This window comes from Anabaena lutea FACHB-196 (genome assembly GCF_014698305.1).
GTDB classification, from domain to species: domain Bacteria; phylum Cyanobacteriota; class Cyanobacteriia; order Cyanobacteriales; family Nostocaceae; genus Anabaena; species Anabaena lutea.
The window spans coordinates 43253-62121 of record NZ_JACJST010000010.1 but is presented as its reverse complement, the minus strand read 5'-3'; the positions used below and the strand labels follow the sequence as shown (position 1 = coordinate 62121).

At 37.2% G+C, this 18869-nt stretch carries 10 protein-coding genes; 7 read left to right on the top strand and 3 right to left on the bottom strand.

Translation table 11 applies throughout. From position 1 onward, the window contains the following. Positions 1–711: 711 nt before the first annotated feature. The 5 genes from H6G59_RS12585 to H6G59_RS12565 all read left to right on the top strand — a co-directional run bounded on the left by H6G59_RS12585 (position 712) and on the right by H6G59_RS12565 (position 5366). Positions 712–1815 carry a hypothetical protein gene (locus H6G59_RS12585; protein WP_190714908.1) on the top strand — a complete coding sequence of 368 codons (1104 nt, stop codon included), beginning with the start codon at positions 712–714 and terminating at the stop codon, positions 1813–1815. Positions 1816–2140: 325 nt separating this feature from the next. Next, positions 2141–3751, top strand: a complete 1611-nt coding sequence (locus tag H6G59_RS27735) for a helix-turn-helix domain-containing protein (protein WP_190714906.1) — start codon at positions 2141–2143, stop codon at positions 3749–3751. Positions 3752–3985: 234 nt separating this feature from the next. Further along, entirely contained in the window at positions 3986–4126 is a 141-nt protein-coding gene (locus H6G59_RS12575; protein WP_199321036.1) for a DUF4058 family protein, read from the top strand. A gap of 169 nt (positions 4127–4295) precedes the next feature. Then, a complete protein-coding gene (locus tag H6G59_RS12570; RefSeq protein WP_127055558.1) occupies positions 4296–4883 on the top strand; it encodes a Crp/Fnr family transcriptional regulator in 588 nt (195 codons plus the stop codon). 66 nt (positions 4884–4949) lie between these two features. Beyond that, complete coding sequence (locus tag H6G59_RS12565; RefSeq protein ID WP_127055557.1) at positions 4950–5366, top strand: ester cyclase; 417 nt, start codon at positions 4950–4952, stop codon at positions 5364–5366. Here the strand turns inward: H6G59_RS12565 and H6G59_RS12560 are convergent. Continuing rightward, positions 5356–5712 (bottom strand): hypothetical protein, encoded by a 357-nt coding sequence (locus H6G59_RS12560; protein ID WP_127055556.1) that lies wholly within the window; start codon positions 5710–5712, stop codon positions 5356–5358. The genes H6G59_RS12565 and H6G59_RS12560 overlap by 11 nt on opposite strands. Positions 5713–6174: 462 nt before the next feature. Here H6G59_RS12560 and H6G59_RS12555 point away from each other — a divergent pair, with 462 nt between their 5' ends. Then, a complete protein-coding gene (locus H6G59_RS12555) occupies positions 6175–10185 on the top strand; it encodes a hypothetical protein (protein WP_190714904.1) in 4011 nt (1336 codons plus the stop codon). Positions 10186–10769: 584 nt separating this feature from the next. After that, complete coding sequence (locus H6G59_RS12550; RefSeq protein ID WP_190714902.1) at positions 10770–11432, top strand: Uma2 family endonuclease; 663 nt, start codon at positions 10770–10772, stop codon at positions 11430–11432. A 59-nt stretch (positions 11433–11491) separates the two neighbouring features. Here the strand turns inward: H6G59_RS12550 and H6G59_RS12545 are convergent, their stop codons facing one another. Both H6G59_RS12545 and H6G59_RS12540 read right to left on the bottom strand, forming a co-directional pair. Beyond that, on the bottom strand, positions 11492–12274 hold the full coding sequence (locus H6G59_RS12545; RefSeq protein WP_190714901.1) for a hypothetical protein: 783 nt from the start codon (positions 12272–12274) through the stop codon (positions 11492–11494). Positions 12275–12318: 44 nt separating this feature from the next. Next, positions 12319–18849 carry a hypothetical protein gene (locus tag H6G59_RS12540; protein ID WP_190714899.1) on the bottom strand — a complete coding sequence of 2177 codons (6531 nt, stop codon included), beginning with the start codon at positions 18847–18849 and terminating at the stop codon, positions 12319–12321. Positions 18850–18869 lie beyond the last annotated feature (20 nt).

Here is an 18869-nt window from a genome sequence, read left to right as displayed (position 1 = left end):
GTGCCTAACTACTCAATTCTAGTTGGGCTGTTCCTAAGAAATACATTTTATCACCCTTATTAGGTAAGAAGTTAAAATTTTCTATTAGCTCAATAATTAGGGAAGAACTACCGTATCGGTAACGATTTTGCGTCTTTTGAGGTTTTTCTTGAGCTATTTACCCATTAGCTATTCGCTCTCTTCACCTATCTTCAACAATAAATCAAGGGGTTCAACAATTTTAGAGGGGGGAGTGAACAATCATTTTTGCCCTAAATTATTGAGCAATTACGAAATTTTCCATACTTTCCGTACTTATCCCTCTTCGGTCAAAGTAGGGTAAAACCTTAATTCTTCGTTGGGTAAAATAACGCAACTTCATTAATTTATCTAATGTTGATAAAAGAGGATTATGGCAGTGTGCGATTGAGTGAATAAAGACAAAGCCTTTCTCAGTAAATAAATATTATAGTGTATATAAGCATATTTTATAAAACTCCAGTCCGCTATATGAAAACTTGAACTGCATCGACTAGAAATGGTTATTGCATCTGTTTTAGTGGGAGACCTAGTGCCATATTAGTCAACATCAATTGTTAAGAAATTATAAATTTAGATGCAACTTATATTGCGCTGTGCAAGATTATTAATATTGCAGGGGGCAAGTAACAAAATCTACTTGAGAAAGCATCTGTCAATAAACAAGGTGTTATCACTCTCAAATCTAAAGTTATGACGTACACAATAGACTTAAATCGAGTCTCTATGAATGGAGGAGAGAACCAAGCAGGGTTATCTTCTAATTCTACCATCTTTTTGGATACACAAAATCTTACTGTTGCCGAAGATATTGATCCAATGGAGACGAACTCTGAACAAAATCAGGCAGCTAATCAATACCTATCAAACAGCGCGGATCATCTGAATGAAGGAGATAGCCTGCGTGGCGAAGCCATAACAGTCGAACTAGGTAGATTAGAGGACAGAATTGAAAAGGGTTTAAGAGCTTTTTGGGACATCGGACAATCTTTGGGTCAAATTCGAGATAAACAGCTTTATCGGCAAAGTTACAAAACCTTTGATGAATATTGCCTGAACCGTTGGGAAATGTCCCGACGGTCTGCTTATCGCTTGATACAAGCTGCATTGGTTTATGAAAATGTGACCCGTGGATCACAAAGTTTTGTAAATGTGACCCATGGATCACAAAATCAAATTCTGCCTACGAACGAACGCCAAATCAGACCTTTAGTAACACTACCCCCAGAAAAACAACGCGAAGCTTGGGCTAAAGCAGTTTCTACAGCCCCCAATAGAAAAGTTACAGCTGATTATGTTGCCCAAGTAGCCAGAGAGTACCATCGTGAGAACTCAGCAAATAAATCTAGGCAAAAGCACTCTTTTGAGCAACAACAGCAATCAACTGATAATTCTGAGCAATCATTAAACCGTAGTTGCTGGAATTGCCGTCATTCTAGTCAAGAGTTGATAAAAGATGATCACCAAAGTTTTTATTGCGATCGCCTGGGTAAATTAAGCTTTGTTGAGAAAGACGGCAACCAACGGGGTGCAGAATGCGAATACTGGACTTACCGTTTTGGAGAATCTTCTCAAGTTAGAAAAAATGTCATCCCATTACGAGAAACCTTTAACCTGACTTTACAACTTCCAGCACAGTTACAACCTCTGCTCCAAGATGCTGCTAAAGATTCAGGTTTAACTGTTATGGACTGGTTGACAAAACTGGTAGAAGAAAAGCTTTCACACGAGAATGAAAAGCAAAATACAGATATTGATGAAAATTTCGTAGGTACTGTAGTTTCAGAAGTGGCTTAATATTCAGGATTTTAAGCCAAGAGACAATATCTGAGGCAGATAGAAGTGAAAATTCAAATAAAAACCCTTGATAGCTTGAATGGCGTAGCCATAGCTTAACCAACATTAATTAAGATTAATTGTTGCAAGAGGCTTATAAGTAGCAGGTTTTAAAAAAGTAGCAATTCATTAATAAATAACAAATTTAAAGGTATATGGGTTTTCCTTGTATGCCTATAAATCTTGTGCTTATGAAAATCAACATTTCTGAATTTTAACAGTATCTACAGCGAAATGAAACTTCTAATCAGGTCAACATTTGGTAATTTGGGGGAGGACAGTTTTGGTGTCAGTAAGAGAGAATAATAGAAGATATCCAAAACCTGAATTATCAGGTTATCAATTAGCAATACCTTACCCAGCAGATGCTACACGCAAAACTGGAACTGGCGCTATTGCTAATCCACAAATACCAGTAGCTACTAAACGATTTAGGAAAGCTAAAAACCTTCCTTTCACAGAACAACCGCTATTTATAAACAACAACTACGAGATGACAGCAACAAGTGCGCCAATTATTAGTGCTACCCAAGCATACCTTAAACAACCTGATTGGAATAAATATAGTGATGGCAAGCTTTACTTCTCAAAAGAATTTGGTAAAGGTCGTTATATCGAGTTCTACATACTTCACCAACAAGCACATCAACCACAATATATCTTGGATGGTGCGGAACACCAAATCCTGGAAAAGTACGGTGTAATGGCTGCTAGATTACACGCAGTATTTGCTACTTATGCTACACAACAAAAAGAACCTTGGAAACAGCCTTTTATCCTGCGTGGTTCAGAATTAATTAAGACGCTGCAAATATATAAAAGTAAAAAACTCAGTAAATCACAAAAACTCAAAGCTATAGCAGATTTGGCTATGGTTGTGGGTACTTTGGGAGCGGTAATTCAGTGGTATGAAGGCGATTTAAATCTTTGTATTAAAGAACGTTGTTTATTGTGGATGGTAAGTGTACAGGAATATAGTCAGCCTAATTTATTTCAAGAACCGGAAGATTTATTAGAGGTAATAATTCGTGTACAGCCTGGACTTTGGACTTATAATTTTCTCAATGCTGAAGGAGAAAAATCAAAAACTGCCCTCTATCAATGTGGGTTTATGCCTAAGCAAGTCTTTGATTTAGATGCACATAAACATAAACTAGCTTTTGAACTTGCTTTATATATTATTCAAAATAATCGCGCTCATAAAAATGGTACTTACACAATTCATAATTTATTGAGTAATATCTTACCAGATTCTCAAATTGAAAAAGCAGTCAGTGATTATCGGTATGGTTGGCGATTGAGAGAAGATTTAGAAGAAGCTTTTCTGCTATTAAAAGATAAAGTTAATATGACGATTGAGTTTGATGATCAAACCTACCCAATGTGGTTAAGACCTTTGTGGGCAATACCAGAAGAACTAGCTCATTTATCACCTCAAGAAAGAAATCAAAAGTTACTGGGGAAGAAGAAGTTACCAGATAATTATATTCAAAATATTTTATTACCTGCTAAGTTAAGTTTTAAGTTACCTTCTTCACAGATAAATAATAATAAATCAGTAAAAAATCAAAAAAATACAAAATTTCACACAAAATCTAATAAAGCTGGTGTAAAAACACAAAGTCAGGTTGATGTTGTCATAAATAATTCTGGCATAGCTAAAACTTCGGGAGTAAGTAATGGTAAAGTAACAATTAGGAATATACCTGTTATCAAGGAAATAACTGGCAACTTGGTTAAACAAATGAGAACAGCTAAAAAAATGAGTCAAAGAGATTTTGCTCATGCTGTAGGTATGAGTCAAAGCTGGGTCAGGGATATTGAGACTAAAGGTAAAAATGCACCTATTCCTGAAAAGTATACTGCTATAATTAAAGAGATTTTAAATTTTAGATAAACTGTTGAAAATAATTACGTAAGAGCAATGGCTTATAGTGATTTTAGCTTCACTAAGTTTAGGAAAAATTTTAACATTACAATTGATGAAGAAGCTGATTTATTTTCTGAATAATTACTATATTAAGGAGTTGAATAAAATTTTAGGTATTTTGTGTCAAGGTGCTGAGTGGTCAAAATTAAGAGAGTTTGGATTGATATATACTAAAGTCATAAATAGATAGAACCAAAACCTATGACTTCACCATTTCCAGGGATGAATACCTATTTAGAAAATCCTGATTTATGGTCAGAAGTACACCATAGATTAATTACAGCAATTGCTGATGATATATCATCTCATCTGAATAAAAAATATTATTCCCAACTTCTATAAACCTCATTCTTTCGTTGAACTATAAAACCTGCTTATGGTTGCAATGAGATGACTAATTACAGGTATAATGCACAGCCATTATTTTATCTAGTAGCATCTATGAGAAAATTATTGATGCCTTGGCAATAAAATATGTGTAGGCATCAAAAGCTAAAGTTCAGATTGTCAAATGTATAAACCGTTTTATGAATTTATTCGGCAGATTTTGCCTGAATTTAAAATTGATGTGGCCGTTGTTGAGCCACTGCTAGAGTCAAGAAAGGTTTACAAGGGAGAATTCTTGTTTCGGGAAGGCGATGTCTGTGATTTTGTCGGCTTGACACTGTCTGGTTGTCTGAGAACATTTTTCCTCAAAGACGCAAAAGAGCTTACTCTGTTCTTCCACGCTGAACATCAACCGCTAGGTGACTATGAAAGTTTCCGCAAGCAGCGACCCGCGTGTTTTTCCTGTCAGGCAATTGAGGACTCTGAGGTACTACTTGTTAATCATCAGGTAATTCACGCTTTTGAAGTAGCACCAGATGGTCAAAAATTTCTTCGACTCCATGCTGAAAGCCTTGCGTTTATGCTGCGCTCTAAATTGCTTTCTCTTTTCAGAGATACGCCTGAACAGCGTTATCTCAACCTGATTCAAACTGAACCTTCACTCTTGCAGCGCATTCCTCAATACTATCTAGCATCGTATCTTGGTATCGAGCCAGAATCCCTGAGTCGATTGAAACGCAGAGTCCATCGTGAAGAAGCTTTCTTAACTTAAGTCAATGCAGGCTAGGGGCTTATGAGGTAGATTCGCAACGAAACACTTCCAATACAAAAATCTGCAATGTCATTAGAACAAAATAAATCCATTGTCCTGCAAGCATACGAATCCTTTGATTTAGGAGACATCGAAAAAGGTAGAGCGTTTGTTGCCCCAGATATTACTGGCTGTGTGATGGGGAACAATAAACTCTTTGGGGCTGATGCCTTCTTTAAGTATACACTGATGATGCGTGCTGCTTTTCCAGATGGTCGCCACACGTTTTCCGATGTGATTGCTGAAAACGATCTAGTCGTCACCCGTGGGACGTTTAGTGGCACTTATTCTGGAGAAATTATGGGCATTCCCCCGACAGGAAAGCAAGTTACGTTTTCAGTTATTCATATTGATCGTGTAATGAATGGCAAAATTGTAGAGCATTGGGGACAAGGTGACACAATGGCATTAATGCAGCAGTTGGACGTAGTACCTAAATATTAATTGCTGGAATGTAGACCAAGTAATCCACAGGCGAATGATAAATTGCAAGTATGGTTTGCACCAAGATGCAATCGCTATAAGTCTGTTTGTGCCTCACCCGCAAGGGGCTTTTTTTCGGAATTGGTTTTGGTGGAGGATTGCCGCCTAATTTATCTTTTTTAGATGGTCGCAGCCCAAGGTGTTTATTCTTTTTGGGCTGTTGCTGAACTGTGGCTTTATCTTGTTTAGAGGCTTTGAGAAATTTAGGTGCAGTCTCAAGGGGTGGTGCGGTGAGTGCCGATGGCGGGCGATAAACATCTAGCTTATTGACAATAATAAAGCACAAAGTCTTTGATATTACGTTCAAAAATAATAACTACTCACCCTTATTGAGAATAAAAAAAGGGCAATTTTCGACTACTCACTAACTCCCCCTCAAGGAACTATCACCAACACCAAATTGAAAGGCGATCGCTAAATCCCCCATTTGTGATAAACATCCAGCTTATTGATAATAATAAAACTCAAAACTATTGATATTACGTTCAAGAATAAAAACTACTCACCCTTATTGAGAATTAAAAAGGGCAATTTTCGACTACTCACTAACTCCCCCCGTTGTGATAATTAACTCCCCCCCTTGTGATAATTGATTTTCATGAAACCCTTACCCAATAAAGCTTTAACCCCCTAACCACCAAAATCACCTAAAAATTGCACATTATATAGATATGGCCGAAAAAAAACTACTCAAAACCGGGTTGTATGCTAGTCAGAACATCTATTCCAGCCCTGCGGGGACTACTCACCTAGTTTTGAGTGCGCTGCCATGAAACGTCAATACACCACCAAACGCAATCCTTGTCCTGTCTGTGGCAACCGTCACGGTTGCGCTATTCGCCCAGATAATCTAATTGAGTGCCTACGGAGTTTCAGCCAACATGATGCCCCGGCTGGTTATCGCTTTATCAAGCCCCTGCGTAACGATATGGGCGGTTTATTTGTTCTAGATAACCAAAATTCCCAAAACCAGGATAAGCCTCTGTATTCGCCTCAAAAACGGGCTGACAGTAGACAAACAAACAAGGGGTTGAGTATTGAGGAGCGCGATCGCCAAAACCGATTACTTTTAAACTCCACAGTGAGTAGTTTGGGTACTCAACATTTCTCCCATCTCCAAGAACAACGACAGTTGACTACTCAAGAGATTAACTGGCTCAAAGACTTAGGCTGGGTGAGAAGCTGGGAACCTGGAGCTTATTCCCCTGCGGGTGTAACGTCGGCTCTTACGGGTATTTCACCTGAAGGTAAACTATTGGGGAGAGAAGGAATAGCGATCGCAGCCCTTGACCCCAATTTTCAAATCACAGGCTTTCAAATTGCCACCTTGCGAACTCAACCCAAATACATTTGGTTGAGTAGTGCCTACCAGGGGGGAAGCGGACCGCAATTACCAAATGGTGAACTACCTCTGTTTTGCTGGAAACATCCAAACGCCAAAAAGGTGAAAGTAGTAATTCTCTGCGAAGGCGCACTCAAATCTCTACTCACCGCCGTGTTTTTGTGGCGTTCTGGGCAAACTGATATTGCCGTCATTGGTACAGCAGTTGCCGCACGCTATGGTCACAAAACCCTCAAAGATTACCTCAAGCGGTTGCGTCCCCAAGAAATTCGCTTGATGCCTGATGCTGGTGCAATACTCAATCCCCACATTGCCAAAGCCAATGAAGATACTCTACAACAGTGCCGTAAATGGAGATATTCTCTATCTGTGGGTGACTGGGGACAACTGGAAACCAAAGAGCAATTAGACATTGACGAATTACTGTCCGTAGGTCGGCAAGATGAGATTAAACTAATTAGCACTGCTGCTTACCTGAATCGCCATCATATCCATCAGCAAATCAGAAAACTACTCAAACAAGGTTCATTCCAATTGGGGCAGGATAAGCTGATTACGCTAAAACCCGCTACCAACTCTACAGACAACATAGATTTAATTCACCAATATGCAAAAGGCGTTGAATACTGCCGTAAAGGTGGATATCAGGTGGTGGTGAGTTGGCATAATGAAACGATGCTTTCTCTTGAAAACGCTCCGCAAACGGTCAGCGCAACCATAACACCAGAAGAGTTTTTTGCTGGATGTTCAGAACAAGTACAAAAATCCCTGGCTCAGATAGACAGAGAATGGGGAATGCTCTACAAGCTGAAGCTGTGGGTTGGGCGAATGATGGAGCGTTATCGTCCCAAAAAAGGTTTTGGTCAACAAAATTCAGGAGTATCCGGTGGGTTAAATGCAGATCATGATGGTTTTAGCAGAACCACAAATAGGGGAACAGAGAATAGGGAAGACGGAAAAACAGAACTTTCCACAGATGGGGAAGTTATCAAGAATCAACCAGACTTAATACCACAAGAGGAAAGACAGCTACTTTCCCATGAGGGTGTTATCAAAAATCAATCGAACGTAATATCACAACCTGATAATAAACAACTGCTTTCGGAAGATGGGCAAAGTTTATCCTCACCCATTGCACCGTGCAAGGTGATTGAGTACAAACCTGGAAAGTTCCCCAAATATGGCACTTTACAACAACCACCGAAAATTATCTTCAAAAAAGGTCAGCGTTTGCAAGTTTACGCTGAAGCTATTGCAGCCGGGTGGAAACACATTTTAGATAAAAGTCCCACGGGTACATTTAAAAGCCATGATGCAGGAACAGCTTTACCAACCGCTTTGGGAGTAGAAAAATTATGGTATTTTACCAGTCATGCTCGCAATGTGAGTACAGAAACCATTGAGCGCAATTATGAATATCTGGATGTACGTAATTCAGGTATGGTTTGGGATACTACCCCAAACGGTAAACGTTACCTAAGATGGCCTAAGCAGGGAGAAACGCCAGATACAAAAGGTAATTGTCATCGCAGTCAAATTTTTAATGTTTTACGCAGCAAGAATTTAGACTCTATTGAAGGTGCAGAAAATCCTATTTGCGCTACTTGTCACTTACTAGAAGCTTGTCGTGGAGTTGCTGGAGCAGGTTTTGGACATCGGTATTTGAGAAAAGAGACTTTTAAGAGCGATCGCATTCGTTCCCATCCTGATAGCGCACCCCAACCAGAAGATTTCGACTGGTCAACTAGCGGTATTTTCTGGGATGAAGTTATGCAAACAGTACAACCAGTTAATACTATCACTGCCAATTTACGCGACATTGACCGAGTAATGGCAGAGTTAATGACTAATTCTCCTGAAATCAGTCTGCAATTACAACCAATGTGGGCAGTTTTAAGACAATGTATCACAGGAGATATTCAACAACCTTACTACGGTTGGAATGATGCTGGTGTCCGAGGAATGTTGGGTAAAGCACCAGAAAATTTAGATGAAATCATTACAGAAGTAATGCAGATTTTACAACCTGATTTATTACCGATTTTTAACTCTACCAGTAAGTATGGAGTAGATTTAAGTGATTTACCCAAAAAAGTACGAAAACAGTTTGGTAATCCCATCTCTGAATTAGTGGAGAAAATTCAAGTAGAGATAATAGTTAACTGGTTTATCCCGTTTTTACAAGTTTGGGGTAAACAGATTCCTGGTACAATTCACATTGAATATGGAAAGCTAAATATTACAACTCGTAACTCCCGTCATAGTACGATTAGTCAATCAACAAAATGGAATGTTTACTTAGACGCTACCACCAAACCTGAGTACATAGCTTGGTGGTTTGATATTAACCCAGAGGAAATTTTAACTGTAGAGCAAGAAATAACTAAAACTAACAATTTACAAATTATCCAAATCACCGGATTAGGACAAGTTTCTAAAAATCGTTCTTCCTACTGTCAAGAAAGAGTCAGCGCACTGCGACAAGAATTATTGTCTCGTCATAGTGATATCAAATTTATTGACTTTGTGAAATGCTGTGAAAATGAAGATGGTGGTTGGTTTAGAGACAGTCGCGGTTCTAACGATTTCCAGGAAATTACAGCTTTAGCAACTTTTGGAATTCCCTATCAGAATATCGGTCATTTAGAAACATTATATCTAACTTTAAAATCCAGTCAGGACAAAGATGATTATCAGTTAGATGATTTGGAAATAAATGCTAACAGTAGTAATAACTCGTTAGAACACTCAGAAATAAATCAAGAGTTACAAAATTTTATTGACTGGGTTACACAATCTGAAATTATCCAAGCTATCGGCAGATTAAGAGTAAATAATCGCCCAGAATCAGAACTTTATTTTTACTTCTGTGCCGATTACGATTTAAGCTTTTTAGAATATGAAGTCAAATGTGTACAAGCAGCAGAAATTACGATTGAAGCGGGTTGTAAGGATGAGAAATCTTGGTGGAAAATTGAAACCGCAGTTAAAGAACTTTGGTTACAGGGACAAAAGATTACTCAACCAGTTGTAGCCGCAGTTTCTGGTATTAGTCAGGGTTATATTTCCAAGTTAGCAACTGAGTTTAGAGGAGGTTGGAAACAATGGTTAAAAATATTCCTTTCTCTATTAAATAGTAATAATAGCAAAAGGAATAATTTGGATGATATAAGTGATTTTTTAAAAGAGGAATTGGAAATGACAGATATAGATTTTAGTCTGCAAGATTTGGAGACGAAATCTCATCAGGAAATAGTTAAAAAAGTATTTGCGATAGATAAAAATTTAGATGATGTTGATTGGCAGTATTTTTTAGATGAAATGCCAATTAAATCGCAGTCTAAAATTATCGCTGCTTTACTTTCAATCTTGCCTAAATGTTGGTTTCAGGAATTGATAGAAGTTGATTATTCGTTTTCTGGGGAGCATCCGAAATGAGTAAGTTTATTTTTATCGTAAGCATTCAACCGTCAGCCAATCGCTACGCCATTTACTGATTGCTGATAGCTAAATACTTGCATATAATTGAACCGCAAATAATGACCGCGCGTATCGCTAAAGCGTTCACGTAGTCTGCCGTAGGCATAAGCTCTGCTTTTCTTGTATGCCGCAGGCTTTACACGCAGCTTGATACAAGCTTTTGCCCATTGTTGTAAGCCTGCTGTTATGCATAGGGCTGTAGTAAACTAAGGCGAGAGAATTCCAGAGAGTTTTTGGTGTGGCTACGTTTATTTTTTCAAAATTGGGATGCTCCCGTTCTCTGTTTCCTAACCCAACAGATATAATAACTATATCTCTAACGAGTAGTGAAACTCATAAATAGAAATGATATCAGTCATTTTTTTAATTAAACGTCAACAGTTAAATATTTATAGGAATTCAGTTTGATTCCTGATAGTGTTCACGTTCGTGGAGTGTGGTGTAAGCCATAATTTTCGTGAAGACAGGAAACAAGGAATAGGGAACAGGAAAGAAGGAATCAAGATGTACCTAGTTTCGCCAAAATTAAATAGGAGTCCTATATGTTAAATTACAATACATTACATTGTTTACCTTCTTCAGCAGAATTACCAGATTCAGACGATACCCCAGTGGATAACGAACTACAAATTTTAATTCCCAACTTATTATTAGCCATCCTAGTTAATATTTGGCAAAAGCGAGATGACTGGTTTTTTGGTATTAATATGGGAGTTTATTATGCAGGAAGTAAACCTGCTATAGTCCCAGATGCGTTTTTAAGTTTGGGAGTAGAACGCTTTGTTGGTGAAAATGGACGTTCTAGTTATGTACTTTGGGAAGAAGATGGTATTCCCCCAATTTTAGCTTTAGAAATTGTTTCTCAAACTTACAATTACGAATATGAGCAAAAGAAATTAGACTATGCAGAATTAGGCATTTTATATTATGTCATTTATGCCCCTACACGCCTACGTCGGAAACGTAAACCTTTAGAAGGTTATCGCTTAGTCAATGGAGAATACATCCTTCAACCAGGGGATAAAATTTGGATGCCAGAGGTAGGTTTAGGTATTAGTAGGGAACAGGGAACTTATCAAGGTAGAACCAGGGAATGGTTATATTGGTATGACGAAAATGGTAACAGATATTCTACCCAAGAGGAAGAATTGCAAACTCTTCTAGCTAGATTACAAGCTAAGGGAATTGACCCAAATACATTGTAAGTTTTTGAAACTCTTTATTACTCAATGTTTCGGATTTATTGATTAAGTCATAAATTCTATTACTCTCCTAACTCTTGTTCCTTTTTAAGTAATTGATTACTTTGATTATACTCCATTAACGCTATCAGTTTAAACTTTTCTATTTCGGCTTTTGTTAATTGATTTGTGGTAGCTTGAAAATGAGCATAATTTGTTTTCCTAACAGCATTTAAAGCAACCTCGGTTTCATAATATAAATATTGTTTTCTTTTCAGGATTAAAATTTGCTCCTCTGTCGCTGTAACTTGTAGTGAAGCAGTAAATTCATCTGATTGATAAACCCTAATTTCTCCATGTTCACTATCTTCTACCAAACTTCCTTCGCTCATTAACCTTGCCATTATGAGAGGAATAACATATAACATAATGTCTTCCTCATATATTTCTGTTTTGTTTTCTTCTTGTTCATCTTCCAAAACTATAATCGAATCATAATTGATTTGATTTAAATTACCTTGTTCCTCCGTTATTTTATACACAGTTAAATCATCTACAAAAGTTATTGCTGATTCAGGAATAAATTCTGGATTTTCTAATTGGATATCATCTGGTTCAAATTCTATTAAAATAGATTCTTCTACTGTTCTTCCAGAATTAAGACTAGCAATAATAGATGCCAATGTTTTGATAGCATCGTTTTGTTCTTCAATACTCACTGTTTCTGTTACTGGAATAGATTCTAATTCATCGTAACCAACATATTCGAGAAGTTGGCTGAACATATAAGCAGTTTTAGCAGGGGAAATATCAGGGGATATTTTACTTGATTCTTCAGTGAGTATAGTTAAAGGATTAGTTGTCATAAATTTATGCCAATCAATTGAATAAAAACTAAATTGATTAAATATTAAACTTGAAGATACTGATTTTTGACAGATGCTAAAGATTGATTGATATTATTGTTAATTTCCTCAAATACATCAATAACTTCAGCCGATATTTGAGTCTGATTAATTTGTCCTAATTTAATATCGAGTAAAACACTTCCATCTTTTTTTATAATCGTTAAATCTTTATGAGAGTTATTGATTGAAATCAAGTATTCTTTACCTTGTACTATAAGTTCTCCGTTTTCTTGCCGACTGCCAAATACATCCCCCATTCGTTGAGAAATTTGGGTAAGACGATTGATAGAATGTAATTCTTGAAAATCATTATTCATTGCTAAAACTGCTTTCTCTGTTAATTCTACACCTGACTTAAATTGATTACCAACCTCTGCAATTCGCTGAATATATTCTGCTGACTTACCTAACTTTTGTGCAGTCAAATACCAAGTTCTTAATTTTTCTAATGTTGTTTCTTGATCCTGAATACTTTTATCAGCAACTACCTCCTTTTGAACAATGTTGGATGAGGAAATGGGTGTAGAGTTAGGCAACTTTAGCCCATGAGATGACATCACAGATGATGGCTGTGTAGGTACTGGGGAAGATACTTCTAAAGCCGATTGTGGTTGTTGGTTAGTAAGCGTAGTATCTTGTTCTAGCTTGACTGCGCGTGTGTACCCATCATTTACAGCTTCTAGCTTGTATCCCTGTGTCTCTAAATATTGTTTTACCAGTTGGTCAGTACCAGCAGCATTACCCACTACAAAGGAACTTTTGGAAGCGATCGCCTGATCAATCAGTGGTACATAATGTTTATTGAAAGTTTCCAAAATTTGTTGCTGAGTAACACCCCTCCAAGGACCAGAACCTGAAACCATAATTGTGTCATTGTCTGAGTAAACACCTGTATTTGCCCTTTCCCCCCAAGCTTGTTGATAATTACGGGTGCTAGAGGGTGTTTCAGGTGGTGCAGATGATATACCAATGAATTGAGTAGCTACTTCAGCCATTGCCACATCCTTTTGCATATGCGTTGCTACAGCAGCATTCAGGGGTTGGAGATTAGCAAGTGGGTTGGAACTTTTGGGGGAACTAATAATTTCTTGGCCAGAATCTTTGGCTTGAGGTGTGGATAAAGTCGTAGTCGTTGGTACAGGTTCTTTTGGTGGTACTTCTGACGATGCTTGGGTAATAGTCTGAGAATTTTCCAACACTTTAGAATATCCCTCAATCAAAGCGCGAATAAATGGAGATTCTTTACCCTTGCCTTCCCAGTAGTTATCTCTGGCAGAGGTGACATAGTGAGTACAGTTTTCCAGCCATTCCACACCTCCCCTTTGGGTAATAGCTGCAAACAACTTCGGGTGTTGTTCTAACTTAGCTTGAATGATTTCTGCCATTAACTGTATTCGTGGTTCTCCCAAAGGTACTGTAGTTTTGTAGTGTTGATAAGCTTGTTCAGCAGAGACAAAAGGGACTCCAGCAGGTTTATCTTGGGCATAAGTTTCTGGTCCATATTTACCGGCGGGTACTGCGGCGTTATCACGGAAAGATACAGGGTAATCCCCTTGGATTTTGCCTAACTCCTTGGCTTTAACAGTAGGATTAGTCATAGCCGCACCTAGAGGGTCAGAACTTCTCGAACCGATATTCACTGGAGAAGTAATGACAGATGCCAGGGGTATGGTTGTAGATAAAGGTGGTGGTATAGGAGGTGTAACTAATGACTGTTCAAGTTTTGCATTTGGGAAAGGTAGGATTTTACCGTTGACATAATCTCCCAGCGGTTCTGTATGCAGTCCCCACACTTCGGGTTTATCCCTAAAAGCGGACAGTTCTCGACTGCTGTGTTTTTCCATTGCTGCCCACTGTTGCTGATATGCTGGATCTGCAATCATTTCTGGGGTGATGCGGTATTGTTTGCCTACTTGAAAGGCAACTTGTTGAGAACTGGACACAGCGATCGCTATATCCCCCTCTTTAAACCCATAAGCTTTGTACGGTTCATAAGTCCTGGTTGTATGACATCTACCATATCCGCGCATAGCTTCAATAGTAGTGCTGACAGGTAAAGGATTGGGTTCACCGTGCATTTTCAGAGGAAATACCATTTGCACAGGTTTACCGGAAATCACAACATCCTTCTCTTCCAGTTTGGAGACAATGGTGCTATTAGCAGGTAATATCTCAGCTATTGCGGATATAGTTTGTAGATTTTCAGGAACTACAATTGTTTGCTGCGGTGGATTGTTATTTGATAAATTGGGTGTAACTATAACAGGTCTTGTGGTTGTAGCTAATTCCTGAACTTTAGCTAGTTTTTCCCCTATTATATGTGGTCTATTGGGAAGGGAATTAAGATATTCATTGTAAGCACTATTTTTTCCGTCAGCACTTAATGGTTCTCCAAACTTTGCCTTTAAAGCATCAAAGTCATCAGATGGAATTGTACTACTAACCAAGTAAATTACAGAAAGACCTTTTTTCGTTTCTAGTGGTACATCTTGTGGGGGTAAAACATTAAATTCAATATTTTTAGATTTAAACCAATTCTGAACTAATTCTGTTTTGTGGTTGTCCACTGCTATTCCTATTAATCCCAGTACCTTATCTTCCTGACTAGTAAACAATATTGTCGGACGTTCTTTGATCTTCTCCAGTAATAGTCCACTTTTTTCAACCATCACCTCTTGCTTTGTTACCGTATTTAATTGGGAACTATCTTGAAAAGCTTGAGATTCCTTTGTCCAAGTTTGCGGATATTGTACTGTATTGGGTTCAATATTAATAAAAGTGTGAGAAAAATTACTTTGTAATGTACAATTCACAGAACCTTGTTGACCATGTTTAAGCACTCCCAAATTTTGTAGTGCTTCCTTATCTTTTTTATAGTGAAGAACTCCTAATAATTCTCCATTGAGAAAAACAGCATCCCTATTTTTACTGGTTGGTACTTCTAAACTAACGCTTTTATATTCTTCTCCAGTAAAAACTTGACCTTTAAAATCATAAACATTAATCTTATTAATTTTTAATAAATTCCCATGAGGTGATTCAGCAATAATAAAACCACCTTCATGTTGACTATCACCAATAGATTTTAATTTAAGTTGTAGCGGATTACCATTAGCTAAATAATTTATTTTTCTTAATTCTTGAATTGAATCATTATCCAGTTCTCCTAATGTTTGACCAGCCAATTTAATTTTAGCTGTGTCAACAGGAACGGGTAAATTACCAATAGTGAGTGTAACTGGTTCACCATTAAAAGTCTTACCTGCATGAGAAAATTTGCTAATTTCTCTGATAGTAATGTTGATTGGTGGTTGCGATGGTAAATTAATAGTTGCCGTAGCTGTATAAGCTTCACCTGGTTTAATATATGCTTGTGCTTGAGTACCAATTGGTAACTGGCCTGTTCTTTGTTCCAAAACAGCAAATTCTTTGTATTCTTCATCATTATCTTTGACAAATACCAATCTAGAATTATGTCTTTCATGTCCTGGAGGATAGCGACTGGCTTGTATTTCTATCGAATATTTTTCTTGCGGATTCCATTCCCTACCAACAAAATTATCTCCTTCCTTACCAATTCCTAATACTTTGAGTTGTGAAAATTGTAACTCATCTAATCGGCTAACTATTTCCTTACCAAAAGTTGCAAATACAAAGTTAGAAACTTTCTTACGAGAGTTTAAACTTGAATTATCTCCTTGTTCTAATTCATCTTGTCGGGAAGCTGATATATTCCATGTTGCGGCTGCAACTGCTAATTTTTGGTCTTCAGGAATTAAATTATAGAAATTTTCAGCAACAGCATAAGCTTCTTGAAACAGTAACTTGATTTGACTTTCTCTCAGTTCAGGTTTAAGTTCAACTAATGTTGCTCCCTGAGTTATCATTCCTGGTTTAAGTTTATAGTCAATTACAGATTGTTGACTAACTGTTCCCAGTTTTGAATATTTAGGTTCTCCATTTTCCGTCTCTCCATCAATTTGTGCTATTGCTAATAAAGTATGGGGACGTTGCAAAGACCGATATTTTTCTGGAATTTCTTCTAAACGAATATTGAGTGTAGAACCTTTCCAAATTCCTGGATGTTCATAGCGAGTGAGATTAGTGATGGTAATTTCTGTACCATTGCTTGTTTTGACAACAGCATAAGGTCCTTGTTCAGTTTCTCGACGTTTATTTAATCTGGTGGCTACATTGAATTTATCATCAAATTCCTGTTTAGCTAAAATAGCCTGAAATTTTTGTTGAGGAATGAATTCTACACCTTTAAATAAATCTTGAAATTGGATAATAGGACGTGATTCTAAATGAGATGCTTCAAAGTATTTATTAACTTGGTTAATTAGTAACTCTACTGGTGAATAGCCAGTAGTAGTAATACCTTCATTTAAGTAAGCAGATGAAGATTTTTTATCTTTTATATAATTAACATCTCGATAAAGATAGCGTTTGTTTTCAGCTATTACCTCCATATCAGGTTTTTTGGCACTTTTAAATAAATCCACCGCAATTTGATTTTGAAAACAAGCTGCTTCAATCATTTGTCGGTACATATTGCGATTAATTGCCATTGCTTGTTCTATCACTTGAGAATTTCTATCTTGAACAGATACAAGGTTGAGAAATTCCTGCATCTGTTCTCTGTATTCTTCCCGTATGGCTTGAGGATGGTTTTGATTATTTTCTAAATTGACTAATTTTTTATAATGACTACCAACTTGGTCTAAATATTCTGTTTGTTGTTGAGAATTTCCATAAGTTATTAAAGTTTCAATTTCTGACTCTAAAGCTTCCAGTGCTGTCACATGATTATTGATAATACCAACGCTAATACCATCACTCATGTGAATAGCGATTTCTTCAAATTTAGGTTGTGTACCATCTTCTCTGTAAAAAGATTGCTTTTTCAGTTTGACTGTGGGAGCATAAGCATTTTCACGCAAGTTTCTGTATTCAGCTTCGGCGGTAAAATTTGGATATTTACTGGCTAATTCCACACCAATACAGTCACCATCAAAATCTCGACCTTGACGTTCTGATTCTGTTTCTATGGGGTCTAATTCTTCAGTTTCAATACCTTGTGCTTTTAGGGCTTCAATCCTAGCTTGAATGCGTTTATGGTCTTCATCGTTGACCACAATAATTCCTGCTAAGGGGTTGCCATCTGGGCCTAAGTAATCTTCAATGTGTTTGTTGATGGAAACACATAAACCATTAGCATTGAGGAAGGGGGAGCGAAAGTTAAGAATTTTTTCACCCTCAGCTATCCAAGGCACAGAAATCTCACCATTTTTGAGTTCTTTGGAGGGAATAATCATTCCCCGGTCAAAGGTGAGGACACGACCAAGGGCAATATCCCGCCATTCATTTTGTACAAATCGTGTAAGTTCTTGTTTAACTTTCTCAGTTTCTAATAGTTGGCTATGGCCAAGTAAGTCTGCTTTGATAATTTTGTACATTAACAAGTCATCTTGTTCAGATTCACTATCTTCTTGTAAATCATCTGGATATAAATTTTCATCTATCTTAGGGTTATCAGTAGATAATTCCACTGCTTTTTCTACAGCTTCATTTACTAATTGTTCAGTTTTTTGCTGTTCAATAAAAGTTTTGCGTTTTTCGTATTTTTCACAATATAACTGTCCTACTTTCCTTGGGTCTTTCTGGATTTCTGCAAGTTCTTGCGCTTGCTTTTCTAATTCTTCTGCAAAGTCTTTGATACCTTGGGGGAAAGAAGCTAGTAGTTGAGAAATGGCAGTTTTACCTTTTTGAGACTGTGATTTTTCACCTAACCAAATGGTTTGATTATATAAACCTGGTTTGATTTGGGGTTTTATGGGTGCAGATGGGTTATCTTTATCTGTTCCTTTGAAGCTAGATATGGGGATAATGAGGTCGATTTTTGATGTACCTTTGACCCACGGTAATTTTTCTAGTTTATAAGGACGAAGTGTACCTTTACCAAATCTGTATTTTGTGTCTTCTCCATCACTTTCTCTCCAACCAAAGCGGTGCTGTATTACAGCATAACTTTTCTCTTTTTGTTCATTTGTGTTGCTTATTTGGTTGTATAATTCACGGGAAATTTGTCCGTAGCAGTCACCTACTAATTTATATGCCACATCATTTGGTAATATGCTTCCATTTTCCCCAGTAGTATCATCAACCACTAGAATATTTAACTTTTCATGAATGGCATTTTTGCACGAACCTAGAAAAATAGAACCGTAAGCACCACGGTCTTTTCGATCTGGGCAGAGTTTTTCAATAACTTCTAAACATTCTACTGAACCGTAAAGTAGTCTAGTCTTGGATGACAACAGTAGAACATCACCATTTGGATGGTTTTTCAAGTTTTCTGCTGAGGTGTGTTCATCCATTTGACCAAAGGAAAAATCTCTCTCTGGTAAGAAGAATTCTAAGAGTGTATTATCTAGTTTTTCAGTTAAAATTGAGTTAGTATTTGTGGTATTGCCATCTACATAAATCCATTGATTTAGTCTAGTGTCAAAGTGTTTAAATTCTAATGTCATAATTTAATTTGATCATTGTT

Excerpts from the sequence above, each read along its gene's own strand:
- H6G59_RS12565 (WP_127055557.1), top strand. The coding sequence starts at position 4,950 with ATGTCATTAGAACAAAATAAATCCATTGTCCTGCAAGCATACGAATCC.
- H6G59_RS12545 (WP_190714901.1), bottom strand. The coding sequence starts at position 12,274 with ATGACAACTAATCCTTTAACTATACTCACTGAAGAATCAAGTAAAATA.
- H6G59_RS12555 (WP_190714904.1), top strand. The coding sequence starts at position 6,175 with ATGAAACGTCAATACACCACCAAACGCAATCCTTGTCCTGTCTGTGGC.
- H6G59_RS12585 (WP_190714908.1), top strand. The coding sequence starts at position 712 with ATGACGTACACAATAGACTTAAATCGAGTCTCTATGAATGGAGGAGAG.
- H6G59_RS12540 (WP_190714899.1), bottom strand. The coding sequence starts at position 18,849 with ATGACATTAGAATTTAAACACTTTGACACTAGACTAAATCAATGGATT.
- H6G59_RS12575 (WP_199321036.1), top strand. The coding sequence starts at position 3,986 with ATGACTTCACCATTTCCAGGGATGAATACCTATTTAGAAAATCCTGAT.
- H6G59_RS12570 (WP_127055558.1), top strand. The coding sequence starts at position 4,296 with ATGTATAAACCGTTTTATGAATTTATTCGGCAGATTTTGCCTGAATTT.
- H6G59_RS12550 (WP_190714902.1), top strand. The coding sequence starts at position 10,770 with ATGTTAAATTACAATACATTACATTGTTTACCTTCTTCAGCAGAATTA.